Below are 25127 nucleotides of genomic sequence, written 5' to 3'. Positions count from 1 at the left end.
GGAGGCCCGCTTCGGCAAGCTCGCGGTTCGTGGAGGCCCGCTCCAGTTTTCCGGCGGGCCTTGCCGCATCGCGGAAGGTGCGGTTCACGTCGGCCGGGCAGTGGCGAACCTGCCTCCCCAGTCGCCTGGTGGCTCAGGAGGTGGCGCCGCGCACCGCTGTCACGGCCTGGAGCAGCTCCGGGTCGCCGGCGGCCTTGTCGAGCGCGGCCTGCAGCACGGCGCGGTACGTCGGCTGGGTTTCGGTGAACCGGGTGCGCCCGGCGGGGGTGATCATCGAGTAGACGCCGCGGCGGTCCTCCTCGCAGAGGTCGCGGATGGTCAGGCCGGCGTCCTCCAGCCGGGCGCACATGCGGCTCACCGAGCTCTGGTTCAGCCCGACCGCCTCGGCCAGCTCCTGCATGCGCAGGCCGCCTCGTGGACCGTGCGCGAGGCGGGCCAGCGCGCGGTACTCGGACAGGCCGACACCGTGGCGGCGCTGCAGGGCTTTCGCCAGCTCCTGTTCGACCCGCGCGTGCAGGACGAGCATCCGGTCCCACGCCTGTTCGTCGATCATCGCGTTCTCCCTGCTCTTGACACCAGAATACCTGCAGGTCCAAGATTTAGATGTACATGCATCTAATGTGAGGAGGGCCTGATGTCCGACCGGGAATTCCTGTTCCTGCTGGGCGCCGCCCGCGCCGGGGGCAACACCGAGATGCTGGCCCGCCGGGCAGCCAAGGAGCTGCCCGCCGCGGTGCGGCAGCGCTGGATCCGGCTGCCGGAGAAGCCGCTGCCGCCGTTCGACGACCGGCGGCACGCCGAGGGCGGGCACCCCGATCCGGAGGGCAACGAACGGCTCCTGATGGACGCGACGTTCGCGGCGAGCGATCTGGTGCTCGCGTCGCCGGTGTACTGGTATTCGGTCTCCGCCGCCACGAAGCTCTACCTCGACTACTGGTCGGGCTGGATCCGCGTGGCGGGAGCGGAGTTCAAACCGCGGATGCGGGGCAAGACGCTGTGGGGCGTGACCGTGCTGAACGAGACCGAGCGCGAGGCCGAACCGCTGGTCGGCATGCTGCGCCTGTGCGCGCACTACCTGGGCATGCACTGGGGCGGAGTCCTGGTGGGCACCGGCAGCCGCCCCGGCGACGTCCTCGTCGACGACACCGCGATGACCGCCGCCCGCACGTTCTTCACCGCGGCCTCGCCGGAGCAGGTGGCAGCCGCTCACCCGTGAGCGGGACACACCCTGCACTCCGCGTCCGGTGATGTCACGCTGAGGTCATGACACACTACGCACTCACCCAATCGGTCGCGTTGGCGGCCGACCTGGAGGCGCGGGGATTCCTGGGCACGGTCGGCAAGATCGCCGCCGCGACGGTCATTTTCTTCATCGCCATCGGCCTGGTCGTCGGCCTGCTCATCGGCTTCTTCGTCGGCCGTGCGGTCGGCCGGAACAAGGCCCGCGTGCCTGACTGAACATCTTCGGGCTCGCGGGCCGGACACCCGGCCGGGCGCCCACGGCTGCCCACCCGGGACGGGGGTGGCTCGCCGGCCCGCGCGTCGCTGAGCCACCTCCGGCGCCCGGCCGAAGTCCTGTCCGGAACGGGACAGAACCACGGTCGCCTCTTCACCGGAACCGTCCGGTTTCCTATTCTGGAAAGCATTCCACTTCCCGGTGAGGGGAATGTCCATGCCGACATCGCTCGTGGTGGTGCTCGTTCTCGCTTCACTGGCCGTGCCGCGTGCGGCGGCGGACCCGGTGTGCGCGGTGTTCTGTGACCGGCTCGATCCCTCGCAGGCCGCGCACGAGAGTTTTCCCTTGCCCGACAAGCAGATCAACGGCCGGGTGCTCCGGTTGCACGCCTCCGACCCGGACGGGATGGCCTGGGCGAGCATCGACGACGGGCAGCCGGGGGACGCGGTGTGGCTCGACCGGTCCTGGGACGGCGGTGCCACCTGGGACGGGTTGCTCGGCCAGGCCGCGGTTCCGGACGGCCGGACCGGCGCCCGCACCCTGATGTACAACCTCACCGACCCGGTCGCGCACCGGCGCGGCCTGCTCCGTGCCTGCGGTGACGCGCAGGGCGTCGCGTGCACCGGCTGGATCCACCCGCAGGTGTGCGACGCGGCCTGCGACGGAACCGCGCCCGGGACCGGGGACGCCCAGCCGGTTCCGGCCACCACGATTCACGGCCGGGACGTCTCGCTGCACTTCGACGGCCAGGGCATGGCGTGGGCCGCGCTCGGCGCCGGCGGCGCGGGTGACGAGGTCTGGCTCGACCGTTCGTGGGACGCCGGCGCGAGCTGGCCCGACGGGTCCTCGCTCGGCCGCACGAGCGTGCCCGACGGCGCCACCGGGACGCACACCGCGGCGTTCGCCACCCGCGATCTGCGTGGCCGGATGCTCGGTGGCGCGGTCCGCGCCTGCGGTCGTGAGGTCACGCATTCCGACGGCAGTTGCACGGCGTGGGCGCGGCCGTCCCGCACCCGCGTGGCCGGCGCGGTGGACGCGCTGATGTGGTCCTACGAGCCCACCCGCGCCTGGTGGCCCTCGAGCTGGTGGAACTCGGCGGTCGCGGTGACCGCCGTGGCGAATTCGGGCAGCAGTGAGTTCGATTCCGTGCTGGCGCGGGTGTTCGACGTCAACCGGGCGTCCTTTCCCGCGGGTGAGCGCAGCTCCGATCCCATCGAGGGTGACTTCATCAGCAGGGCGATCGACGACTCCGCCTGGTGGGGGCTGGCCTGGATCGCCGCCTACGACCGCACCCACGAGGAGCGTTACCTCACCGAAGCGGTCACGATCGCCGAGTACGTGCACGGTTTCTGGGATCCGGGAACCTGTGGCGGCGGTGTGTGGTGGGACCGCGAACGCACCTACAAGAACGCCGTCACCAGTGGTCTGTACCTCCGTCTCACCGCGTCGCTGCACCTGCGTGTCTCCGGGGACACCGAATGGGGGCAGCGGGCCCGGGACGCCGGGGACTGGTATCTCGGCAGTGGCCTGATCAACGCCTCCGGGCTGGTGAACGACGGGCTCACCGCCGGGTGCGCGAACAACGGCCAGACGGTGTGGACCTACAACCAGGGGCTGGCGATCGGTGGCTTCACCGAGCTGTGGCGCGCGACCGGTGAACAGTCCTATCTGGACACCGCACGCCGGCTCGCGGACGCGGCGGAGGCCGGGCTCACCTCCGGCGGCATCCTCGTCGAGTCCTGCGACACCGGGTCGAATTCCTGTGACGACAACCAGAAGCAGTTCAAGGGCATCTTGCTGCGCTACTTCGGCGACTTGGCCGGGGCCACCGGCGAACAGTCCTATCAGGACTTCACTCGTACCCAGGCGGACGCGATCTGGCAGCACGACCGGGATCCGCTCAACCGGATCGGCCAGCGCTGGACCGGCGGCAGTCCGAACGTGACAGACTGGCGCACCCAGGCCTCGGGCCTCGAAGCACTGATCGCGGCCGGCTGAGCCCGGGAGAACGCCGGGCCGTCCACAGGGGACGGCCCGGCGTAGGGATGGGACTCACTGCCGGATCAGGTAATCGCTGTTCGCCACGTTCCAGTGGGTGGCCAGATAGCTGCCCTCGGGCGGGTCGGTGTTGAAGTAGTCGTCGCCGTTGCAGTCGATCTGGTTCTCCGGGGCGCCCTCGCACACCTTCACGAGCCCGCCCGGCGGGTCGGGAATACCGCCGTCGTCGTAGCACATGATGTCCTCGTCGTCCCAGCAGTGCCCGTTGCTGGTGGCGTTCGGCGCACTGGACTGGACCGCGCCGAGGGTGTGCAGCAGCTCGTGCCCGCTGGCCTGCCAGGACCAGCAGCCGGTGCCGATCGTCGCGTAGTGCGGGCCCGCGTTGTACGGGTTGTCCGCGCCGGGCCGGTCGTCCCCGCCGTTGCCGAAGGCCAGGCCGCAGCCGTCCTTGTCGTACCAGACCAGGTACTTGCGGTCGGCGTGGTCGTAGCCCTGCGCCTTGATCGCGTCGGTGATCGTGTCGACGGTGTCCATTGCGGAAGGATCGACGGCGACGTCGTCGATGACGGCCCGGCAGTCGCCGTCGGTGACGAACCGGACGTGCCGGGTCCCGCCGCCGAGGCGCTGTGCCGCTTCGACGAAGTCGTCGTCGATCTGGTCGGCGAAGCCGCGGAACTGCTCGGCCAGCTCGTCGTGCCGGTCCGGCTGGTCGGTGCTGTGCACGTAGAGCGCCTGAACGCGCTTCCCGCTGCTGCCGTCACCGTCGCAGACGGTCGAATGGGTCACCGGGCCGGACGCGGCTGCCGCCGTCGTCGCCGGCGCGGTCGCGGCGAGCGAACCGGCCAGCAGCGCCACCGCGCCCAGCACCGTCGCGTGCTTTCTTCTGAACACGTACTCCGACCTCTCTTCGTTCATGATCCACCGGTCCGGGAAGTCAGACCGCGTGGTGGAAGGTCACCGTGAAGCCACTGCAGCCGCTGCACTGCCGTACCACCTGGTTGCCGCCCTCGGAGTCCTGTTTGGACCATGCATACGCCTTGGGGCAGTGGCTGGAGATCGCGTCGCTGTAGGGGGTCTGCGCGTCGCGGTTCGGGTTCGTGCAGAGCACCGGCTTGCCACTGTCGTCCGTGCTCAGGTTTTCCGGCGGGCAGTACTGCAGGAGCGGGTCCGAGCAGCCGACCGGTTCGCATGACTCGCTCGGTGAGCGGGCGCCTGCTCCGGCGGGTTCGATCGTGATCGGCACCGACACCGCGTTCACGTAGCTCACGTTGTACCAGGGCGCGAGCTGGTCGCCCGGGTCGAAGTTGAACTCGGCGAGGCTGGTCGGCTGCTCGCCGGTGGTGCACTGATCCGCCAGCGGTCCGCAGTCGCCGATCGCGCAGTGGAACGAGCTGCCGGAGTCGCCGGTGCAGCCCTGCCTGCCGAAGAACCTGCCCCGCCAGTGCGGATCGTCGGGCACCGGGACGGTGGCCTGCTGACCGTCCTCGATGACCGGCAGCCCGGTCGGGGTGGGTGAGCCGTCGGCGTTGACGCTGGCACCGATCCAGAGCGTCTCGCCGCTCTGGTTGACCAGCGTGATGGTAGGGCCGTCGGTCGTCGCCGGGGTCTCGGCCGACGCGGCCGTGGACGAGGCCGCGGCTCCGCCGGTGGCCACCAGCGCGGCCGCCACCAGAGCCGCCAGTTTCGGGAAGATTCTTCTGCGCATCGCTGTTCCTCCGTGTCCGGGACCGGGGTACCGGAAAAGTCTCACCGGGACGGGAGGTGTCCGTCTTTACGGTCCGGCCGCACAACTGCGATGAACTCCGCCACGACAGCCATCGGCCGGCCCTGGGCGCGGCTGTTGACGAATCCGGCGCCGGTCTTATTCTCGGAAGCGACGCGGGCGGGAACCCGGAAACGAAACCCCACGCCGCCCGCGTCCGGGAGTGCGTTCGCTGTGTCGTCTCGCTTTTTCCGGTCCGCGTATCCCGGGCCGGCCGTGGCAGTGCCGCCCGGATCGTGCCCGGCGCGGCGGGCGATCGCGCTCGCGCGCGCCGGCCGTGACCTGGATGCCGCGGTCGGCGAGGCCGAGCGGGCGCTGGCCGATCCCGCCTGCAGGCACCGGCCCGGATGCGTGTTCGACGCGCTGAGCACCCTGGTCCTGGCAGGCGAGCTCGCCGCCGCCGATCGCGCGGCGGCCCGTCTCGGACATCACGACGACGCGGACACCGCAGCGCCGGACGAAGCAGCGCCGGACGAGAGACTGCCGGACGAGAAACTGCAGGACCACGGCACGCTCATCCGGGCGCGCACCGCACGGTGGCGCGGCGACCTGGACACCGCGTGGGAGCTCTACGATCAGCTCCACCGTCGTCCCGGCAGCGCGGAACTGCACCCGGTGCTCATGGCCGAAACGGCCGAGCTGCTGCTCTGTCGAGGTCGGCCGGTCGAGGCGAACGCGCTGCTCGCCGAAGCGGGCGACGGCGGAAACACGCCGGAGCTGCGGTGTGCCCGTGGCCTGGTCGCCATGGACGCCGGAGACTTCCGCGCCGGGCTGGCCGAGCACCTGGCCGCCGGACGGCAGTTCACCGTGAGCGGGGTGGCCAATCCCGCCGTGTCGCCGTGGCGGCGGCGGGCGGCGTGGTGCGCGCACGCGTGCGGGAACCTCGAACTGGCCGCGGATCTCGCCCGCGAGGACCATGAAGCCGCGCTGGCCTGGGGCGAACCGCGGGTGGTGGGGGAGACGCTGGCCGGGCTCGCGCTGCTGGCCGGCGACGGGCCCGAGCTCGACCTGCTCTGCGAAGCCGCGGAGCTGCTCGAGGCCGGCGCGGCGGCGATCGAGGCGGGCGAGGCGCGGTACGAACTCGGCCGCCGGCTGCTGGAGGCCGGCCGCCCGGCGCACGCCCGGGTCCAGTTCACCAGGGCCGCCACGGGATTCCGCGGTGCCGGGAACCGGCACCGGACGGCGCGGGTCGCGGAAGCACTGCGCGGATGCGATCCGCGACCCGGCCCCGCACTGACCCCGATCGAGCTGAAAGTCGCCTTTCTCGCCCTGGCCAACTATCGCAACCAGGACATCGCGGCGAAGCAGTTCCTCGCCGTGCGCACTGTCGAGTTCCACCTTTCGCAGGTCTACCGCAAACTCGGGATCCGTGGCCGCGACGAACTCCAATTCCCTCTGCTCGCTCCGGAGAACCTGCCGGCAGGCTGACGGCCGCGGATATCACCATTCACCCGAGGCCGCAGGAGTGCGGCGTACTGCCGCACGCCGCAATTGCGGGAAAACGCAACCGATGGCCGTGCACATTTCCTGCCCCCTTGTACCCTGCCCGCGGTGATCACACGAACGAGTGACAACGATCGTCGGGGCTCGCGTGCGGGCCAAGGCGAACACGCTGGTCACAGCGGTGTCGTCGGTCGAGCTCTCGGCAGGCTATTGGGCCACCCGGGTGGAAGGGGAAAATCCGGCGCCGGTACCGGTCGTTTCCCGCGCTACGCCACCCCGTTCGTGAAGATGCACCATGTTCCGTGAGATGACGGTGAAACCTTGCCGCCAGTGAGGCAGAGGAGCGGGCCGTGTCGTCGACGGAGGTGGCCAGTCCGGCAGCCGGTCCCGTGTTCGGGTTGCCTTACGCACCAGGGGGTGTGGCGGCCGCCCGGGTCGCCGCGGCGGAGCCGCCCGAACGTGCGCACGCGCTGCGGGCCGTCGCGCTGGCCAACGCCGGGGAGGACCGGGACCAGGTGGTCCGCGAGGCGGCTTTCGTGCTGGGTTCGCCGGGCAGACACGACGTGCTGTCGTTCTGGTACGCCGCGGTGGCCCTCGTGCACGCGGGGGAACTCGACCTCGCCGAGGAGCACTGCGACCGGGTGCTCACGGCGCGGAGTGCCGAAAACCGAGGCGTGACAAGGAATTTCGCGCTGGCCATGCGAGGCAGGCTGGCCTGGTTGCAGGGCGATCCGGCGGAAGCGGCCGCGACGTTCGACCGCGCCCTCGAGCGTGCTGCCGAGCCGTGCCTGCGCGATCTGCTCGTGGCGTGGTCGACCGTCGCGCACGTCGGCCTCGGCGACTTCGACACGGCCTACCGCCGGATGCTCGACCGGGTCTGTGCCGCGTCCCGTCCCGGCAACGACGACGAGGTGGAACTGGCTGCCGCGCTGGGAGAACTGGAGCTCGCGGCGGAACGCCACGAGGTGGCGAGAACGGCATTCCTCGACTGCGGCCGGCTGCTCACCGAACGCGGGGTGGCGAATCCGGCGGTGGTGCCCTGGAGATCCCGGGCGGCGCTGTGCGCGTTCGCGTCCGGGCGGTCCCGGCTGGCCGCGGTGCTCGCCGGCCGGGAGCTGGCACTCGCCCGGCGCTGGCCGAACGCGAGGACGCTCGGTGTGTCGACCCACGCGCACGCGGTCGTGGTGGGCCGGGGGGTTGCCGAGGCCCGCGAAGCGGCGGAAATCCTCGCCCGGGGCCCGGCCACCGGGGAACTGTTGTGCGCGCGGTACGACCTCGCGCACTTCCTCGCTGCCGACCAGCAGCATTCGCAGGCGCGTGCGGTCCTCGGCGGCGTACGGGATCTCGCGCGCAAGGCGGGTTACGCGGTGTGGGCCGCACGCGCGGAGGCCGCCTGCGACCGGCTGGCCCGTCAGGCCGGCGACCGGCTGACCGCGCAGCAGCGCACGATCGCGGAGCTGGCCCGGTCCGGGATGACCAACCGGCGGATCGCCGAACAGCAGTTCGTCACCGTGCGCACGGTCGAGTTCCACCTTTCCGGCGTGTACCGCAAGCTCGGGGTCTCCGGGCGGCGGGAACTGGCCGCGCTGCCCGCGCCCCTGCCCTGACGCCTGCCCTGAGTCACCGGACTTCCGGCGTGGCCGTGGCTGCGGGACGGCCGCAGCGGGCAGGGGCGGGCCTTGCGGTCCGGCCGCAGAAACGCCCGCTGGACCGGCGGGCACGGTTACCGTTCCCGGTGCGGGGGCGGAGAAACGGAGGCAGTCATGAGGTTCGTTCGCCCGCTCGCGCTGGCCGTATCGGCGATGCTGGCGGCGGTGACCTGGTTCCCGGCCACCGCTTCCGGCGAGCAGGACGGTGGGAAGAAAGGGGTCAGCCTGACCAACGTCGACGGCGCCGGTGACGCGCTCCGGGACTCGGGTGTGGGCTGGTACTACGACTGGGCCAGCGATCTGCAGGGGGTCGCGCAGCCGGACGGGGTCGAGTTCGTGCCGATGATCTGGGGCCGTGATTCGGTCACCGACGAGCAGCTGGACAGCGCGAAGTCGCTGGGCTCGACGCTGCTCGCGTTCAACGAGCCGGACCTGGCCGGGCAGGCGGAAATGTCGGTGGACGAGGCACTCGACGCCTGGCCGCGGCTCGAGGGCACCGGGATGCGGCTGGGCGCGCCGGCCGTGGCCGGCGGCGCGGACCAGCCGGGCGGCTGGCTCGACCAGTTCCTCAGCGGCGCGCAGGAACGGGGTTACCGCGTCGACTTCATCCCGCTGCACTGGTACGGCGGAGACTTCTCGGCCGCGGCGGTCGACCAGCTCCGCGGCTACCTGCAGGCGGTGCACGACCGGTACGGGAAACCGATCTGGCTTACCGAATACGCCTTGACGGACTTCTCATCGGGCACCCCGCGGTACCCGAGCCCGCAGGAGCAGACCGACTTCGTCAGCGGGTCGTCGGCGATGCTGCAGGATCTCCCGTTCGTCGAACGCTACGCGTGGTTCACCCTGTCCACCGGCACCGCACCCACCGGCCTCTACGACGGCGCGACCCCGAACGCCAGCGGTGAGGCGTACAAGGCGGGCTGAAAGCCGCCCGGATCAGTCCAGAGCCGAGTTCTTCGTTTCCGGGGCCCACAGCAGCGAGACACCGAGCCCGGCCACCAGTACCAGCGTGAGCACGAGCATCGTCGGTGAGAACCCGATGCCGTCGAGGCTGAGCGGGAGCAGGAAGGTGCCGATCGCGGAGCCGATCCGGCTGAGCCCGTTGAGCAGGCCGACCCCGGAGCTGCGCAGATCGGTCGGGAACAGCTCCGGCGGGTAGACCTGGTCGAGGTTCACCGCGCCGGACATGGTGAAGGTGAAGACGAGGAACAGCGGGAACAGCACCGCGGTCGGGGCGTCCGGCCAGATCGCCATCGGCGCCAGCGACAGGATCAGCACCACGAACGACCAGATGGTCAGGCCGCGGCGGCTGGCCTTCGCCACCGCCCACAGGCCGCCGAGGCTGCCCAGCAGCAGGAACAGGTTCAGCAGGCCGTCGCTGGTGGTGTCCTCCTCGCCGACGCCCATCTTCAGCAGCACCAGCGGCAGGAACGTGTAGATCGCGAAGTACGGGATGACCTGGGCGTTGTAGAAGATCGCGCCGAAGGCGGTGCGCCGCCAGTACTTCCGGCCGAACAGTTCGCGGTAGCGGGCGCGGCGCTCGCCGCGGTGCGAGGCGACCAGCGATTCGAACGCGGCGCCGTCGCCGCCGAGGCGGCGTACCACGGCGCGGGCCTGATCGAGTTTGCCGCGGGTGAGCAGCCACCGCGGGGATTCCGGGACGCCGATGCGCAGCAGCACGACCGCGACGGCCGGGAGGCAGCTGCTGGCCAGCAGCCAGCGCCAGGAATCGTCCCCGAGGTCCACCACGTAGTTGCCGAAGAAGAAGGCCGCGACGTAGCCGACGGTCCACAGCACGGTCAGCGAGGCGAGCAGACCGCCCCGGTACTTGCGCGGCACGAACTCGGCCACCAGCGTGGGCCCGAGCGCGTAGTCGGCGCCGATCCCGATGCCGATCAGCAGGCGCAGTAAGAACAACTGCACCGGATCGGCCACGAAGAACTCCGCCGCGGACGCGACCGCGATCAGCAGGAAGTCCAGTGTGTAGAGCCGTTGCCGGCCGATCTTGTCCGCGGCCCAGCCGACCAGCACGCTGCCGAGGAAGATGCCGATCAGCGCGGACGCACCGAGCAGCCCCTCCCACACCGAGCCGAACCCGAGCCGGCCGGCGATCACCGGCAGCGCGATGCTGATGATGCCCAGCTCGTACCCGTCGGAGAAGTTGGCGCAGAAGGTCAGGCCGGTGATGCGCAGGTGGAACCGGTTGAGCGGGACGTCGTCGAAGGCCGTCTCACTCGGCGAGGAAGAGGCCCTGGTCTGCGGCATAGTCTTCGAAACCTTCCAGTCGTTGCCGGGCGAGCGCGCCGGCCGCGTCGGCCATCGCCTCGACCAGCGCCACCGACAGGGACACGACCGCGGCGTGGGAGTCGAAGACGAACTCCGAGGCCACACCCGCCCCGAGCACGTCGTCGGCGAACGGGGTCAGCACGGACACCGGGCGGTCCGTGATCAGCAGGGTGCGCAGCCCGAGTGCCCGGGCCTGCGTGAGTGCTTCGGCGCTCTCCCGTGGGTAACGGGGGAGCGCGAACAGGACCATCACCCCGGCGCCACGCCGGTGGGCGTGGCGCAGGGCGTCCCCGAAGACGCTGCCGGCGTCGGTGACGAGGCGGACGTCCGGGTGGATTTTCCTGGCCAGGTAGGCGAACGATGCGGCCTGCGCGGCGGACACCCGGTAGCCGGCGACGATCAGCGGCTCGCCGGCCATCAGCGCCGCGGCGATGGTACGCAGCCGGGTCTCGTCGGCGAGCTGGGACCGCAGTGCTTTGAGCGTGCGCAGATCGGCGTCGATCGCGGCCTGGAACTTGTTCCCGCTCTCGGCCGGCGGTTCGGTGGGTGCCTCGCGCAGGTACCGGCGGAACTCGCCGTAGCCGTCGAAACCGAGCAGGGCGACGAACCGGGTCACCGACGGCTGGCTCACCTCGGCGTACTGGGCCAGCTCGGCACTGGTCAGCGCCGCGGCGTCGGCGGCGTGGTCGGCGAGGTAGCTGGCGATCCGCCGCTGCGCCGGGGTGAGCCGGTGCGCGGTCAGCAGATCGTGCAGCGGCCGGGGCATCGGACCTCCCGCCGTCTTGCCCACTGGGCGAATGAATAGTTTCATGTCACCATAAGAGTGAATGAAAACTTGTCAAGTGGGGTCGTGATGACCGACAGCAGCCGAATCGAGATCAGTGGCGCCGGGCTCCGGTGCGCCGACGTCGTGCGGGTGGCCCGCCTCAGTGCGTGGGCCGAACTCGCTCCGGACGCCATCGCCCGGGCCGGGCAGAGTTACGAACTCGCCGTCGAACTGGGCGCGAAACGCGCCGTCTACGGCCGGACGACGGGAGTGGGTGCCAACCGCCACACCGTGGTGGATCCGGAATCGGTCGACCAGCACGGGCTGCGGTTGCTGCGCAGCCATGCCGGCGGCACCGGCGAGCCGTTGTCCGGCGACGCGGTGCGTGCGGCGATGCTCGTGCGGCTGAACCAGCTCGCCGCGTCGGGCAGCGGAGTGCACCCGCGCCTGCTGCGGGCACTGGAAACCGCATTGCGCGTCGGCGCGCAGCCGCTCGTGCACTCACGCGGGGCGATCGGGACCGGTGATCTCACCTCGCTCGCCGAGGTCGCGCTGACCCTGGCGGGTGAGCTGCCCTGGGCGGCCGGTGCGCTCGATCCCGTCGCGATCAGCCCGGGCGACGCGCTCGCGTTCATCTCCAGCAACGCCGCGACGCTCGGCCAGGCCGTGCTCGCGTGGCGGGACCTGACCCGGCTGCTCGACGCCAGCACCGTGGTGACAGCGCTGACTTTCTGTGCTCTCGGCGGTTCGGCCGAGGCGTTCTCCGAACGCGTGCACCAGGCCCGGCCGCATCCGGGCGCGGTGCGCTGTGCCGCGCAGCTGCGCCGGCTGCTGACCGCGGCCGACGACCTGCCGCCGGGCCGCAGGCTGCAGGACCCGTTCGGGCTCCGGGCTTTCCCGCAGGTGCAGGGCACGGCGCTGGAAGCCGCGGCGAACGTGGAGCGCGTACTGGACATCGACCTCAACGCGGCGGCGGAAAATCCGTTCATCGACATCGAGACCGAGCAGGCCTACCACCACGGCCAGTTCTCCACCGCACACGTGGCGCTCGCTTTCGACCACATGCGGGCCGCGCTGCACCACGTGGCGGAGCTGTCCGCCGCGCGGTTGAGCGACCTGGTCGAACCCGATCTCAGTGGCCTCCCGCCGTTCCTCGCCGAAGGCCCGGCAGGCAGTTCGGGAATCATGATCCTCGAGTACGTCGCCCACGACGCCCTCGGCACGCTGCGTCACGCGGCCTCCCCGGTGACTCTCGGGACCGCGGTGATCTCGCGTGGTTTGGAGGATCACGCCAGCTTTTCCACGCACGCCGTGCGCAGCACGGTCGCCGCGACGGCCGCCTACCGCACGGTGCTGGCCTGCGAACTGCTCGGCGCGACGCGCGCGTTGCGTCTCGCGGACGCGCCGTTGCCGGACACCCCGCTGCGTGAGGCGTTCCAGCTCGCGTCGTCGGTTCTCCCGCACACCATGGCGGACCATCCGCTGAGCACCGAAATCAGCCAGGCGGAGACTCTGCTCGGCCGGCTGGCGTTGCTGTGAGGCCCGCCGCCGGGGCGGGATGATCCGCCACCGGAGCCGGGTGCAAGGCGGACCGGCGGCGCTCAGCGCGGGACCGGATGGCGCATGGGTACGGTGGCCGCGCTGGAAACGATCAGCACGGTCGCCGACCTTCGCCGCGCGGCGGTGAGCCGGTGCGGCCGGGCCGAGTCGAAATGCGCGGAGTCGCCGGTCTCCAGTGTTTCCTTGCGGTCGTCGAGGGTCAGCCGCACGGTGCCCGACACGACGTGCAGCCATTCCTCACCGACGTGTTCGGCCGCTGTGGTCGGTTTGCCTGCCGCGAGTTCGATGCGTACCACGGAAATCGCGGCACGCGGGCCGCTCAGCACCGTGTAGCGGCCGTCCTGTCCGACGTGCACCGGTGCTTCGCCGGCCCGGACGAGGTGCAGATCGTCCTCGTCGCGCTCCTCGACCAGCCGGCTGACCGAAACGCCGTAGACCCGGGCCAGCTGCAGGAGCGCGCCGATCGAGGGCTGCCGTTCGCCCTTTTCCAGACGGGACAGGTGCGGCGCGGAGATCCCGGTCTGCCCGGCGAGCGCGGCGAGCGTGATGCCGCGCTCGTCACGCAGCTCGCGAAGCCGTTCGCTCACCCGCAGGTCGATGTCGTCCACTGCTGCCATCCGGGTGATCCTAGTGCCCCGACGGGCACTCTCAGCGCGTCCGGGCCGCCGAGAGCACCAGGTGCAGTTCGGTCCGGGAAGCGATGTCGAGCTTGGTGAACACCTTGTGCAGGTGGTACTCGACGGTGCGCGGGCTGATCGACAGGGCGGTCCCGATCTCGGGGTTGGACCGGCCGTCGCGGGCGAGCACCGCGATCCGGCTCTCCTGCGGGGTGAGCTGGGAGCTGGTCTCGGGAACGCGCCGCCGTGCTCGTTCGCCGGTCGCGAGCAGTTCGCGCGACGCGCGCTCGGCGAAGGCGTGCGCGCCCATCTCCGCGAACGACTCCTGCGCTGCCCGCAGCTGCACCCTCGCGTCGACTCGCCGTCCTTCCCGGCGCAGCCACTCGCCGTACACCAGTCGCGCGCGGGCTTCCTGCGTCCGGCCCCGGGACCGGGACAGCCGATCGATCGGTGTCGGTTTTCCGGCGCGGGTGGCCGCCTCCACGAGTTCCGTGAGGGACCAGCCCGGAATTCCATCCGGCCGGACCCTGTGCCTGTTCTGGCTCCGGCGCGGCGGCGACCGGCCTGCGCTGCCGATCCCGGCGTCCCCGTCCGGACGGCGGACGCGGCGACGGGGATACGATCCCGCGGAGTGACTCCTTTTCGAGGCGGTAGACGGCACGCGGACCCCTGCGGGGATCGAGCATGAGGCCGTGGCTCCGAGCGGGCGCGGCCGTACTGGTGGTCGGCTGGGGCGCGAACCAGTTCTCTCCGCTGCTGATCGTGTACCGGGACCAGGAGCACCTCTCGCCCGCGGTCGTGACGGCGATCTTCGGCGCGTACGTCGTCGGCCTGGTTCCCGCGCTGTTCGCCGGGGCGTCGGTGTCCGACCGGCTGGGCCGCCGCCGCGTGATGCTGCCCGTGCTGGCGCTTTCGGCGGCCGCGTCGGTCATCCTGCTCTCCGGCGCGCATTCGATCGGGCTGCTGTTCGCCGGGCGGCTGGCCGCGGGGATCGCCTCCGGCGCGGCGTTCGGCCCGGGAAGTGCGTGGATCAAAGAACTTTCCGCCGGGGCGGGCGCGGGTGCGGGTGCCCGCCGGGCCGCGATGTCGTTGAGCGCGGGCTTCGGCGGCGGACCTCTCGTGGCCGGTGTGCTCGCGCAGTGGCTGCCTGCTCCGGCGGTCACGCCCTACGTCGTGCACGTGGCTGTCACCGCCGTCGTCGGCGTGCTGGTGTGGCGGGTGCCGGAGACCGTGCGCGAACGCGACGTGCCGGGCACGGTCCGTCGCCGCGAACTCCGGCGCGCGCTGGCGACGCGGGAGTTCCGGTGGCGGATCGCGCCGAGCGCACCGCTGATCTTCGGAGCGGCGACCACGAGCTTCGCGATCATGCCCGCACTGCTGCCGGTACCGGGGGCGCCGGTGGCGGCCGGCGGCGCCATCGCCGGGCTCACCCTGGGCACCGGTGTCCTGGTCCAGCCGCTGGCGCGGGTGCTGGAGCGGAAACGCGCCGGCTCGGTCCTGACCGTGGGACTGGTGGTGGTCGTCGGCGGCCTGGTGCTCGCCGCGCTCGCCGCCGCTGTGCAGCTCGTCATTCTCGTGGTCCCCACCGCGATTCTGCTCGGCGCCGGATACGGCATGCTGCTCGTGGGCGGTCTCAGCGGGATCGAAGCGCTCGCCGAGGCCGACGACCTCGCGACCGCGACCGCGGTCTTCTACTGCTTCGCCTACGCGGGCTTCGCGGTGCCCTACCTGTTCACGGCGGTGAACCACGTCGTTCCCGGTTCCGTCGTCCTGGTCATCGCCGCCGCTGCGGTCGCCGTACTGGCCGCGGTGACGACGGTGTCCGCGCGTTCGGCCGGCCCCGCTTAGCGCGGCGCCCGGGTGTCCGGTCCCAGGCGGACCGGGAGTTCGGTGTGCCCGTTGGACAGGAACGAGGCCATCGGAGCCAGCTGGTCCGGGAGATTCGTGACCAAGGCGGCCACGGTCTTCGAACGCGACCTCGGCTGCCCGGTCGAGCAGGCGCATCCGGGCTGGGTCGATCCGTTCGACACGTTCTGGACGGTGGTGATGGCCGATACCGATCTCGCCGGAATGCGCGCTCTGCTGGAATCCTACGAGATGTGGCAGTTCATGGCCGAATACGATCTGCTCATCACGCCGACGCTGGCGGTGCCGCCGTTCACCGCCGACGGAATGCCGGTGGGACCGCAGATCGCGGGCCGGCACCTCGCCGATGCCGAGGTGCTGCGTGCCTCGGCGGCGTTCGAGGCCGCCGCACCCTGGGCAGCGAGCTGGCCGCCGTTGTCCTGAAGCGTGCCGTTTCGACGACCGCGGCACCGTGGATGTCGTGTGCTCAGCCGAGTACGTCGGGTTCCTGGTCGGTGACCAGGTCGGCGAGCAGGCCGAAGTTGTGCCGGGCCATGTTCGCGTTGCTGAACTGACGGTGCGCCAGCCGGACCTCGTCATCGCTCATCACGCGAGGGGTGCCGGCGGCGTCGGCGAGCAGCTGCATCTGGCAGGCGCGGTCCATGGTGATGAACCACCACGCGGTCTCGGCCACGGAACGTCCGACGGTCAGCAGGCCGTGGTGACGCAGGATCGCCGCGCGCTTGTCGCCGAGGCGCTGCGCGATCCGTTCACCCTCGCTCTTTTCCAGGACGAGGCCTTTGTACTCGTCGAAGACGATGTGGTCCTCGTGGAAGGCGCAGGATTCCTGGACGATCGGTGCGAGTGGTTTGCTCAGCGCGGAGAAGGCGCGGCCGTGGATGGTGTGCGCGTGCGCGACCGCGACGACGTCGGGACGGGCGCGGTGGATCGAGGAGTGGATCCAGAAGGCCGCTTTGTTGGTCCGCGCCGTTCCTTCGACGACGTGGCCCTCTTCGTCGATCTGCAGCAGATCGTCGACCGTGATGCGGGAGAAGTGGACCGCGTAGGGGTTCACCCAGAACCGGTCGGGGAACTCCGGGTCGCGGGCGGTCACGTGCCCGGCGATGCCCTCGTCGAACCCGTATCGCGCGAACAACCGGAAGGTGATCGCCAGCTCGCGCTTGCGGCGCTCGCGCTCTTCCTCGAACGAGCCCGCGGACTCGGCGAGCTCGGGGATGTCCAGCTGCGGGATGTCCGGTACCGCGGTTTCGGCCTGCGGGGGAGTCATGGTCGGTCCTCCTCGTGCTTTCGGGCTGCGCGTGAAGCAGAATGCGACGCGGCAGTCCACAGTGTCAACCTCTTAGGCAATACAGATTGCCTAAGAGGTAACACCGAGGAGGTCGGCTCAGCGGCGCGAGCGTGCGGTCAGCGCTGCTGCTGCACGTCGTCGCTGAACTGCTGCTGGCACTGCTGCACCTTGGCCTGGTCGCCGCCCGCCTGCTGCACGCAGTCCTGTAAGTCGCCGATCTGGTTGCCGAAGATCGCGAAGATCGAGCCGAACACGATCGCGAACAGTGCGCCGATCACCAGGCCGATGCTGCCGGTCACGATGCCGGACACGGCGACGCCCTTGTTGGTTGCTTCGCGGCGGTTGGCCCGTTTCACGCCGAGAATGCCGAGAACGAGGGCGATGACACCGAGGACGATGCCGCCGATCACGGTCCAGCAGAACACCAGGGCCAGGATGCCCAGCACCAGCGCGGTGATGCCGAAACCGTTGCGGGGCGCCGCCGTGGGCTGGCCATAGCCCGCGCCGGGCGGCGGAGCGACGAACGAACCGCTCGAACCGCCGGGGTACTGCGGATACTGCCCACCCTGGCCGGGGTGCTCGGGTCGCTGAGGCTGCTCACGATCGTCTGGCGTGCTCATGGGTGTCACCTTCCCACTGGGGAGACCGGACCCGTCCGACCCGGCGCGCACCTTATCGGGTGGATTGCCCGATCGTTACCGGGTGAAACGCCGAGGTGGCCGGGGAACGCGGAGAGTGACGCCGGGTGTTCCGGCCTGGTCAGTGCGCGGGCGGCCAAGGCGGGCCGGGAATCGCGCGCCGCAGCGCCGGGCGATCTCGAGCCGGAAGCCGCCGCGGGGCGGCACCGGCGCGTCGTCGAACGTCACGAGCGTGACCCCGGCACACTCGGCCCCGGCCACGACGTCGGCCAGCGCCCGCGGGTCCACCTGGGCTGCGGGCGCCCGCCCGGGAAACCGCGCCGCGTCCGGATGCGCGCCACCACCGCGATCTCCACCGCGACGTGCAGGGCCCTGCCGGTACCGGGAGAACTCACACACCCACCCGCGCTCGATCCGTTTCCCCCAGCTATCCCGATTTCCCGCCCGAAAGCACGCGTGCCCAGGATGTGGGCGGACCGGCCGGCGTTGTGCCCAGCTCGTCCATTGTGGAGGGTGGGTTGGCTCGTGCCGGATCGACCTGCGCGGACGGCTCAGGGAGCCGTCTCAGCGGGCTCAGTCGGCTCAGTCGTCTTCGGCTGCGCGCTGGATCCCTTCCGCGATCGCCGGTACCAGGCTTTCGTCGAAGACGCTGGGGACGATGTGCTGCCGATCGAGGTCGTCGCCCACTGTGTCGGCCAAGGCGTGGGCGGCGGACAGCAGCATGCGGGTGGTGACGCGCGTGGCAGCGGAGTCGAGCAGCCCGCGGAACATGCCGGGGAACACGAGCACGTTGTTGATCTGGTTGGGCAGATCGCTGCGGCCGGTCGCGACGATCTCCGCGTGTTCACCCGCCGCTTCCGGGGCGACCTCGGGGTCCGGATTGGCCAGTGCGAACACGATCGCCCGCTCGGCCATCCGCTTGATGTCGCCGCCGCCGAGCAGTCCGCCGGCGCTCACCCCGATGAAGACGTCCGCGTCGCGTACCGCGTCCTGGAGGCTGCCCTTGGCGCCGTTCCGGTTGGTGTGCTCGGCCAGCCAGTGCTTCTCGCCGGTCAGGTCCCGGCCGCCGTGCAGGATGCCTTCGCTGTCGCAGACCGTGATCGCTTCGGCGCGGAAGTCCGCGCTCAGCAGGAGCCGGGTGATCGCGGCACCCGCCGCTCCCGCACCGGAAATCACCACCGAAGTGTCCGCGGGCTCACGATCGGTCAGCTCGAGCGCGTTGCGCAGCGCGCCCAGCACGGCGACCGCCGTCCCGTGCTGGTCGTCGTGGAAGACCGGCACCTCGAGCTCGTCGTGCAGCCGGCGCTCCACGGTGAAGCACCGGGGCGCGGCGATGTCCTCGAGATTGATCGCGCCGAACGACGTCGCCAGATCCTTGACCGTGCGCACCAGATCGTCCGGTTCCCGGCTGACCGGGCAGATCGGCCAGGCATCGACGTCGGCGAAACGCTTGAGCAGCGCCGCCTTGCCTTCCATCACCGGCAGGGCCGCGGCCGGACCCTGATCACCCAGCCCCAGCAGCGCCGAACCGTCGGACACGATGGCGACGGAATTGGCCTTCACGGTCTCCCGCGCGAGCACCGACGGGTCCTCGGCAACGCGCTTGGCCACCTCGGCGACTCCGGGGGTGTAGTGCTCGGCGAGATCGTCGGCGTCCTCGAGCCGCACCCGGGGGGTCACCTGCACCTTTCCGCAACTTCGAGTCATATCGCCCGGTTACCCGGCCCGGCTTCGCCGGAACCGTCACCCCCTACCGGGGTGTCAGGCGCCGTCGAGGGGGTAGACCCGGGGAAAACCGCGAGAGAGGAGCCGCCGTGCCCGCACGAACCGCAGATGGACCGACGTTGATGCCCGAGACCGAGCAGCTGGCGAACGGGAAGAACTTCGCCGCGGTGACCACGGTGCTGCCCAGCGGCCGGTTGCAGACCCAGATGATCTGGGTGCACAGCGAGGCCGGGCAGCTGGTGCTCAACACCGAGACACACCGGGCGAAGTACCTCAACGTCGAACGCGATCCGCGCATCACCGTGCTCATCCGGGACGAGGAGGACCCCTACCGCTACGCCGAGGTACGCGGCCGGGTCAGCAGCACCGAACGCGGCGACCGAGCCCGCCACCAGGTGGACGAGCTCGCCCGCAAGTACACCGGCGACGACTACCCGCCCGCGCAGATCAAGTCCGAACGGGTGATCCTCCGGATCGTGCCCGAACGCCAGACCTACATCGACCAGAGCAAGGGCGTCGCCGACTGAGCCGGTCCGGCCCGGTCAGTCCAGCACGATCGCCGCGTCCGGTTCGGTCACCCGGAAGCTGAAGCTCTCCTCCAGGTAGAGGGTGAGCGTCTCGGCGTCGTGGTGGCTGTAGCCGACCGAGAGGTCCTGGCCGAGTTCCACGACGAAGTCGCCGCCGGCGAGGCTGAGCACCACCGCGCCGGCGATGCCCGGGGTGCGTTTGACCCGGCCGCCGCCGAGCGCGCGGCGGAGGTGGTCCAGCACGAGCAGGCCGCCGTGTTCGGTGCTCTCCACGATGGCGGTGTACCCGTCCGGGTTGATCGCCAGCGCATACGGTCCGCCGATTCCGTTGCAGCGCAACGTGTTCACCGCGTTCGCCACGAGGTGCGGGTACCGCTCGGGGTCGGTGCCCAGGCTCAGGTGGTCATACGGGCTGGCGTCGACGATTCCGCCGATCTCGGCCGCCGGCCAGCCGTGGAACACCGCCCGGTTCTCGATGAGGCCCACCTGCGCGGCCGCCTGGTCCAGGTCGTCGAGTTCGAGGTCGTCCGCGCCGCGCTCGGCGTTCTCCAGTTCGGCGCGGTCGACGGTGAAGGGCACACGCACCTCGACCAGGGGAAGAACCCGGCGCCGCCGGACGGCGGTCTCGCGCTGTGTACCGGTTTGCGGAGCCTCGATGCGCTGGGTGCGGCCCAGCGAGGTGGCCGAATACGTCCAGCCGTGCGGTCCTTCGACGTCGACCATCTTGCGCGCCGCGAGGTGGGTGGCCAGCCGTTCCCGCGCTTCGTCGTCGATCTGGCGCCAGCCCTCGGCCGGGATGGGCGCCAGTTCACGCATGAGGTGGTTCATCGTGTTCACTGCTCCTTCAGCCCGCCGATGCCCAGCGAGACGTCTTCCGGGGTGTCCTTGCCGGTCTGCTGCTCGTGTTCGGCGACGTAGCGTTCCGGATCGACGTCGCCGGTGTCGATGCCCCGCCCGTCCTCGTGCTCGGCCTTGAACGCGAGGAACTTGCGGCCGAGTTCCTCACGCAGCCCCGGGTCGGCGTGCCTGCGGAAGTCGGCGAGCGCGTCGTCCTCCTCCTCGGCCATGTGCTCGCTGTTGGCGGTACGCGCCTGGCGCACCGCGGCGTGCCACGGCGGACTTCCCGCCGGATGCCGCCGCGCCTCGGCGACCGCGTCGCGGATGTCGTTGTGGTCGCCGACCGCGTCGAGGGTCTCGTCCTCGGCGTCGGTGCCACGCTGGATCAGTTCGGGGTAGAAGACCGCCTCTTCGGCCGCCGCGTGCAGATCCAGCAACGCCGCGAGCGGCTCCCACGCCTGCGCCAGCTCGTCCGGCGAGGCGAGGTCGTCCAGCTCGGCGAACGCCCGGCGGAACCGGTCGTGGTCGTCGAGGATCAGGCTGGTGATGTCGGTCATGACCCCCGACGCTAGGCCGCCTGCCGGCGTTCCGCTCGCTGGGCCGCCCAGGCGGTTGTCCCGGCCAGGAACGGGTATCCGGTCTGCGGTTTGTCCGCGACGCCGGGATTTGTCACAGCCGTTCGCGGCTACCGTCCTCGGGACTGGGCAACGCCAGGCCGATCCGTCAACTGCGCCGGTGGTACCCGTAGGGATGCGCGCCGGTCAGGGTCACCCGCACGAGGGCGCCGCTGGGGACCTGGTACTCGCGGTGCTCTCCCGGTTTCGCGCCGGACAGGGCGTGCCCGAGCGGGGAGTCCGGCGAGTAGACGTCGAGGCCGTCCGGGCTGTTGTCGTCGCGGGTGCCGAGCAGGAAGGTCTCGGTCGCGCCGTCGTCGTAGCGGACCGTGAGGACCATGCCGGGTTCGGCGACGCCGTCGTCGGGCGGGGCCTGGCCGACGACGGCGTCGCGCAGCAGGCTCTGCAGCTCGCGGATGCGTGCTCGCCGGTGCTGGTCGTGCACGAGGCGGTCCGGTTCGCCGGAGTCGCCGTCGGGACCCGGCGTCTGCTGCAGGGCGGCCAGTTCCGCGGCGAGGCGGGCGTGCGCGTCGGGCGTCAACCAGGGACGCGAAGGAGTCGTCGTCATGACGGGTGGGCCTTTCGGGTGAGGGGTGGTCGTCCGTGGGGGCCGGGGCGGCAGGGGAGGAGCCGGCCCCCACGGACTCGGGAAGCCCCGCGGACGTCAGCGGGACTCGGGAAGGTGCGCGAGGACGCCCGCGTCGGCGGCGAAACCGCTCGCGGCCTTCACGAGGATTTCCCGTTCGACGCGCAGCAGGGCGTTCTCCGCGCGGAGCCAGGCCAGCTCGGCGTGTTCGTTGCCGCTCAGCGGTCGCGGACCGGCGGGTTCGGCGGACACGGCCGCGTCACCGCGCCGGGTCGAACGGCCGCAGGGACTCCGGTTGCTTGCCGGTGGTGATCTGCTCGGCGAGCAGGCGTCCGGTGACCGCGCCGTGCGTGAAACCCCACATGCCGTGCCCGCCCGCGACGTACATCCCGGGTGCGGCCGTCTCGCCGATCACCGGCCGTCCGTCGGCGCTGACCGGGCGGGAGCCCACCCAGGTGCCGGTGCGCCGCTCCCAGTGCACGCCGCTGAGCAGCGGCCGCGCCGAGGCGATGATCGCGTCCACCCGCTCCTGGTACAGCGGGTCGCCGGGCCTGCGGAACTCCATCGTCCCGGCCACCCGCAGGTTGCCCTGGTACGGCGTGCAGGCCACCCGGATGCCCGGCAGGTACACCGGGCCGCGCACCGGATGCTCGGTCGGCACGGTGAAGGAGTATCCGCGTCCGGCGCGCACCGGCACCCGTACTCCCCACTTGCGGGCCAGTTCGCCCAGCCACGCACCGGTCGCGAGCACGACGGCGTTGGCGCTGAGCGTCCGGCCGCTCGCCGACTGCACGGTGTAGGCGTGCTGGTGCCGGCGTATCGCGGCGACCTCGAAGCGGTGCCGGATCGTGCCGCCCCGGCTGACCACCGCGCGGGCCAGCGACTCGACGAACCGGCCGGGGTCGACATACCGCTGCCCGTCGAGCCGGATGCCCGCGGTGATCCGGTCGGTGGCCTGCGGGACCTGCGCACGCAGGTCGGCGCCGGTCAGCGGAGTCCAGGAGACCTCCTGGCCCGCGTCGGCCAGCCGGCGCAGTTCGGCCACGAGCGCACCCGCCTGCGCGGAGTTCTCGAACATCGCGGTGATGGGTGCGTCGATGGTCGGCGCGTCGACCCCGTTGGCGGTGAGGACTTCGAAGGCTTCCAGGCATTCCTGGTTCAACGGCAGGTTCGCCCGCACCGCCCGGGTCCACGAGCGGGTGGTGCAGTGGGCGGCGAACCGCGACAGGAACGACCACAGCCGGGGATCGGGGGTCGCGGGGACGTGCAGGGGCGCGTCGCGGTCGAGCAGCGTCCGCAGGCCGTAGCGCAGGACCGCCGGCTCGTTGAGCGGAATCGCGAGACCGGGCGAAAGCCAGCCGGCATTGCCCCACGACGAGCCCGCCGCGATGCCTTCGCGGTCGACCACGGTCACCCGTACGCCTCGTTCCTGCAGGAACCAGGCCGTCGACAGCCCGACGATGCCGGCGCCGACCACGATCGCCGAACGCGGTCCGCCGTCCATCCGGTCCTCGCCCATCTGCCTTCCTCTTCCTCGCCGTGCGTGGTGCTGACGCGGCCAGGATGACCCGGATCCGGCGGGCGGTCGTTGTCCGGTTCGGCCAACCGATGCGGGTCAGGTTGTCCGAACCGGTCAATCGCGGGGACCGGCGACGGCGAGTTCGATGATCATCGCCAGCCGTTTCTCGGGCAGATCGAGCCGCAGCGGCGTGACCTCGGCCATCTTCCGGAGCCGGTAGCGGATGGTGTTGGGGTGCACGCCGAGCCGTTCCGCGGCCTGGGTGAGCTCGCCCTGGGTCTCGAGCCACGCGCGCAGGGTCGCGACGTAGCTGGTGGAGTTGGCCGCGTCGTGCCGGGCCAGGTCGGCGATCGGCCCGCGCGCGGGGAACCGGCCCGCCGCCGCTGCCGCGCGCAGCCGGAGGACCAGGATGTCGTCCCAGGACTCGTCGTAGACGACGGTGGCGTCGCCGGTTTCCGGACGCGCGTCGTGCAGCGCCAGGCATTCGTCGGATTCACGCCTGCTCGCGGGCAGTTCCGGGGTGGACGAGGGCGCCCCGATGCCCGCCGCGACCGTCACCTTGCCGGGCAGCGCGTCCCGGATGCCGTCGATCCACGCGCGGGCCGCCGTGACGTCGTCACCGGGCAGGATGGTGTAGACGGTGTTGCTGAACAGCGTGCTGCGGCCGGGCCGGGACCAGCCGAACCCGGTGGTGGCGCGCTCGAACGCGAGCAGCAGCGCCGCGTGCCGTTCCGCGGCGATGTGCGCCTGGAGTGCGATCACCCGGAACCGGCCCGGCGGCAGGCCGAGCCTGCTGAGCACGGCCGCCGCGTCCGGGGTGCCCTCCAGCAGCCGGATCACCAGGTCGGACTCGACCTGCCGTTCGAGGTCGGCACTCGCCCGCGAACGCAGCAGGTGCAGGCCGACCGTGCGCGAACTGTCCCGCAGCACCGTGCGCAGGACCTCGGGCAGCGGCTGTTCGCATTCCACCCAGATCGACCCGAGTGTCTCCCGTCCGGCGCGCACCGCGACCACCATGCGGCCACTGAGCCCGTGGTCGGATGCGGCCTCGACGAACAGCGGCTCGTCCGACGCGGCCAGATGCGTGAACACGCCGCGGCGCTCGAACAGCTCGCGAACCGCGTCCGGTACGCGCCTGCCCAGAATCGTTTCGAGCCTCACCCGGTCGGCGCCCTGCTGCTTGCTGGAATACGCCAGCACGCGCGACAGCCGGTCCTCGATCGTCACTGCGCTGCCGAGCGCGTCGGCGAGGCTGTCGGCCAGGGCGAACAGGTCGGTCGGCCCACGCCCGGACTCCGTCTCGCGCCCTTCGAGCACGATGCCGTAGACCACGCCGGCGAGCTGCCCCCACGACACTTCCGGATCGACGAGCAGCACCGCGACGCGACCCTCCTCCGCCCGCGCGACCGCTTCCGGCCCCGGCGGCACGGAGCCCCGCGCCAGCACGACGGACGCCCGCGCGGCGACCGCCTGATCCACCGCCTCGAGCACCGAACCGACGCCCACCGCGAGATAGACGTCGCCGCGAAGCCCTTGCGGGGCGCCGGGATCATTCATCACCACATCGCGCAACGCGACCTCGCGCGTGACCGGGCAGCAGCACAGCCGCACCCCGTATCCACTGAGGACGTTGACGAGCCGATCGAGCGTGACCATGTCCTGTTCATACCGGAGCGGCGGGGGTCACGGGGTGGCCGCCCGCCCCGGCACCCGGCCGGGTCTCAGTCGTCCGGCCAGTTCCCGGTCGCCCTGCGGTAGCCGACGGCTCCGGCCCGGTCGGTCGCCGCCTTCACCGCGCCGAAAATGGCGCCCTGCACGGCCGCGGCGATGACGACCTGCGTCCACGAGTAGTCCCGGTCGGTCGCGTTCGGCGCGTCTTCCTCGCCGGACGTGCGTTTCCAGACCTGCTTGAACACCTGCCCGGCGAGAATGCCACCCAGCGCGCTGACCACGAAGCTCAGCGGCTTGTAGAGAATCTTGCCCATAC

General features: G+C 71.3%; 27 protein-coding genes. 10 read left to right on the top strand and 17 right to left on the bottom strand.

What is annotated here, in order from left to right:
• Positions 1-133: 133 nt before the first annotated feature.
• Positions 134-553: a MarR family winged helix-turn-helix transcriptional regulator gene (locus BJY18_RS09805; protein ID WP_184779624.1), complete on the bottom strand. Its 420-nt coding sequence runs from the start codon at positions 551-553 to the stop codon at positions 134-136.
• Between the two features lie 81 nt (positions 554-634).
• Here BJY18_RS09805 and BJY18_RS09800 point away from each other — a divergent pair, with 81 nt between their 5' ends.
• From BJY18_RS09800 to BJY18_RS09790, 3 genes are all read left to right on the top strand, one after another.
• A complete protein-coding gene (locus tag BJY18_RS09800) occupies positions 635-1216 on the top strand; it encodes a flavodoxin family protein (protein WP_184779622.1) in 582 nt (193 codons plus the stop codon).
• Between the two features lie 47 nt (positions 1217-1263).
• Positions 1264-1458 (top strand): hypothetical protein, encoded by a 195-nt coding sequence (locus BJY18_RS09795; protein WP_184779620.1) that lies wholly within the window; start codon positions 1264-1266, stop codon positions 1456-1458.
• Between the two features lie 214 nt (positions 1459-1672).
• On the top strand, positions 1673-3454 hold the full coding sequence (locus BJY18_RS09790) for a glycoside hydrolase family 76 protein (protein WP_246458825.1): 1782 nt from the start codon (positions 1673-1675) through the stop codon (positions 3452-3454).
• A 54-nt stretch (positions 3455-3508) separates the two neighbouring features.
• Here the strand turns inward: BJY18_RS09790 and BJY18_RS09785 are convergent, their stop codons facing one another.
• Together BJY18_RS09785 and BJY18_RS09780 are read right to left on the bottom strand one after the other, a co-directional pair.
• The gene (locus BJY18_RS09785) at positions 3509-4369 is read right to left on the bottom strand and encodes a hypothetical protein (RefSeq protein WP_246458824.1); all 861 of its coding nucleotides are present in this window, start codon (positions 4367-4369) and stop codon (positions 3509-3511) included.
• 19 nt (positions 4370-4388) lie between these two features.
• Entirely contained in the window at positions 4389-5159 is a 771-nt protein-coding gene (locus BJY18_RS09780) for a thaumatin family protein (protein ID WP_184779616.1), read from the bottom strand.
• A 273-nt stretch (positions 5160-5432) separates the two neighbouring features.
• Here BJY18_RS09780 and BJY18_RS37725 point away from each other — a divergent pair, with 273 nt between their 5' ends.
• From BJY18_RS37725 to BJY18_RS09765, 3 genes are all read left to right on the top strand, one after another.
• The gene (locus BJY18_RS37725; RefSeq protein ID WP_184779614.1) at positions 5433-6644 is read left to right on the top strand and encodes a helix-turn-helix transcriptional regulator; all 1212 of its coding nucleotides are present in this window, start codon (positions 5433-5435) and stop codon (positions 6642-6644) included.
• A 365-nt stretch (positions 6645-7009) separates the two neighbouring features.
• Entirely contained in the window at positions 7010-8266 is a 1257-nt protein-coding gene (locus BJY18_RS37720; protein ID WP_184779612.1) for a LuxR family transcriptional regulator, read from the top strand.
• Between the two features lie 156 nt (positions 8267-8422).
• Positions 8423-9235, top strand: coding sequence for a glycoside hydrolase family protein (locus BJY18_RS09765; protein ID WP_246458822.1), 813 nt, complete (start codon positions 8423-8425; stop codon positions 9233-9235).
• A 12-nt stretch (positions 9236-9247) separates the two neighbouring features.
• Here BJY18_RS09765 and BJY18_RS09760 read toward each other — a convergent pair whose 3' ends face one another.
• The gene (locus BJY18_RS09760) at positions 9248-10576 is read right to left on the bottom strand and encodes an MFS transporter (protein ID WP_184779610.1); all 1329 of its coding nucleotides are present in this window, start codon (positions 10574-10576) and stop codon (positions 9248-9250) included.
• A complete protein-coding gene (locus tag BJY18_RS09755) occupies positions 10542-11363 on the bottom strand; it encodes a MurR/RpiR family transcriptional regulator (RefSeq protein ID WP_184779608.1) in 822 nt (273 codons plus the stop codon). Before BJY18_RS09755 ends, BJY18_RS09760 begins: the two co-directional genes overlap by 35 nt.
• An 87-nt stretch (positions 11364-11450) precedes the next feature.
• On the opposite strand from BJY18_RS09755, the gene BJY18_RS09750 reads away from it, so the two are divergent.
• Complete coding sequence (locus tag BJY18_RS09750; protein ID WP_184779606.1) at positions 11451-12902, top strand: aromatic amino acid ammonia-lyase; 1452 nt, start codon at positions 11451-11453, stop codon at positions 12900-12902.
• 62 nt (positions 12903-12964) lie between these two features.
• On the opposite strand, the gene BJY18_RS09745 is transcribed toward BJY18_RS09750, so the two are convergent.
• Complete coding sequence (locus tag BJY18_RS09745) at positions 12965-13540, bottom strand: helix-turn-helix domain-containing protein (protein ID WP_184779604.1); 576 nt, start codon at positions 13538-13540, stop codon at positions 12965-12967.
• A 31-nt stretch (positions 13541-13571) separates the two neighbouring features.
• Positions 13572-13934 carry a helix-turn-helix transcriptional regulator gene (locus BJY18_RS36330; protein ID WP_312873802.1) on the bottom strand — a complete coding sequence of 121 codons (363 nt, stop codon included), beginning with the start codon at positions 13932-13934 and terminating at the stop codon, positions 13572-13574.
• A 290-nt stretch (positions 13935-14224) separates the two neighbouring features.
• On the opposite strand from BJY18_RS36330, the gene BJY18_RS09735 reads away from it, so the two are divergent.
• Entirely contained in the window at positions 14225-15388 is a 1164-nt protein-coding gene (locus tag BJY18_RS09735) for an MFS transporter (RefSeq protein ID WP_184779603.1), read from the top strand.
• A gap of 96 nt (positions 15389-15484) precedes the next feature.
• Positions 15485-15829, top strand: coding sequence for a hypothetical protein (locus BJY18_RS09730; protein ID WP_184779601.1), 345 nt, complete (start codon positions 15485-15487; stop codon positions 15827-15829).
• A gap of 43 nt (positions 15830-15872) precedes the next feature.
• Here BJY18_RS09730 and BJY18_RS09725 read toward each other — a convergent pair whose 3' ends face one another.
• From BJY18_RS09725 to BJY18_RS09715, 3 genes are all read right to left on the bottom strand, one after another.
• A complete protein-coding gene (locus tag BJY18_RS09725) occupies positions 15873-16673 on the bottom strand; it encodes a class II aldolase/adducin family protein (RefSeq protein ID WP_184779599.1) in 801 nt (266 codons plus the stop codon).
• 137 nt (positions 16674-16810) lie between these two features.
• The gene (locus BJY18_RS09720; RefSeq protein WP_184779597.1) at positions 16811-17314 is read right to left on the bottom strand and encodes a DUF4190 domain-containing protein; all 504 of its coding nucleotides are present in this window, start codon (positions 17312-17314) and stop codon (positions 16811-16813) included.
• Between the two features lie 600 nt (positions 17315-17914).
• Positions 17915-19012: an NAD(P)-dependent malic enzyme gene (locus tag BJY18_RS09715; RefSeq protein WP_312873801.1), complete on the bottom strand. Its 1098-nt coding sequence runs from the start codon at positions 19010-19012 to the stop codon at positions 17915-17917.
• Positions 19013-19146: 134 nt separating this feature from the next.
• Between BJY18_RS09715 and BJY18_RS09710 the strand changes: the two genes are divergently transcribed.
• Entirely contained in the window at positions 19147-19584 is a 438-nt protein-coding gene (locus BJY18_RS09710; protein ID WP_184779593.1) for a PPOX class F420-dependent oxidoreductase, read from the top strand.
• A 15-nt stretch (positions 19585-19599) separates the two neighbouring features.
• Here BJY18_RS09710 and BJY18_RS09705 read toward each other — a convergent pair whose 3' ends face one another.
• From BJY18_RS09705 to BJY18_RS09675, 7 genes are all read right to left on the bottom strand, one after another.
• Entirely contained in the window at positions 19600-20412 is an 813-nt protein-coding gene (locus BJY18_RS09705; RefSeq protein ID WP_184779591.1) for a family 1 encapsulin nanocompartment shell protein, read from the bottom strand.
• Positions 20413-20417: 5 nt separating this feature from the next.
• A complete protein-coding gene (locus BJY18_RS09700) occupies positions 20418-20978 on the bottom strand; it encodes a hemerythrin domain-containing protein (protein WP_184779589.1) in 561 nt (186 codons plus the stop codon).
• Between the two features lie 166 nt (positions 20979-21144).
• Entirely contained in the window at positions 21145-21603 is a 459-nt protein-coding gene (locus BJY18_RS09695) for a GreA/GreB family elongation factor (RefSeq protein WP_184779587.1), read from the bottom strand.
• A gap of 96 nt (positions 21604-21699) precedes the next feature.
• Entirely contained in the window at positions 21700-21873 is a 174-nt protein-coding gene (locus BJY18_RS09690) for a hypothetical protein (protein ID WP_184779586.1), read from the bottom strand.
• Positions 21874-21880: 7 nt separating this feature from the next.
• Positions 21881-23140, bottom strand: coding sequence for an NAD(P)/FAD-dependent oxidoreductase (locus BJY18_RS09685; protein WP_184779584.1), 1260 nt, complete (start codon positions 23138-23140; stop codon positions 21881-21883).
• 114 nt (positions 23141-23254) lie between these two features.
• Positions 23255-24796 (bottom strand): PucR family transcriptional regulator, encoded by a 1542-nt coding sequence (locus BJY18_RS09680; RefSeq protein ID WP_184779582.1) that lies wholly within the window; start codon positions 24794-24796, stop codon positions 23255-23257.
• Positions 24797-24861: 65 nt separating this feature from the next.
• The gene (locus BJY18_RS09675; protein ID WP_184779580.1) at positions 24862-25125 is read right to left on the bottom strand and encodes a DUF4235 domain-containing protein; all 264 of its coding nucleotides are present in this window, start codon (positions 25123-25125) and stop codon (positions 24862-24864) included.
• Positions 25126-25127 lie beyond the last annotated feature (2 nt).

The organism is Amycolatopsis jiangsuensis, from assembly GCF_014204865.1.
GTDB lineage: Bacteria > Actinomycetota > Actinomycetes > Mycobacteriales > Pseudonocardiaceae > Amycolatopsis > Amycolatopsis jiangsuensis.
This window is presented reverse-complemented; position numbering and strand designations above follow the sequence as displayed.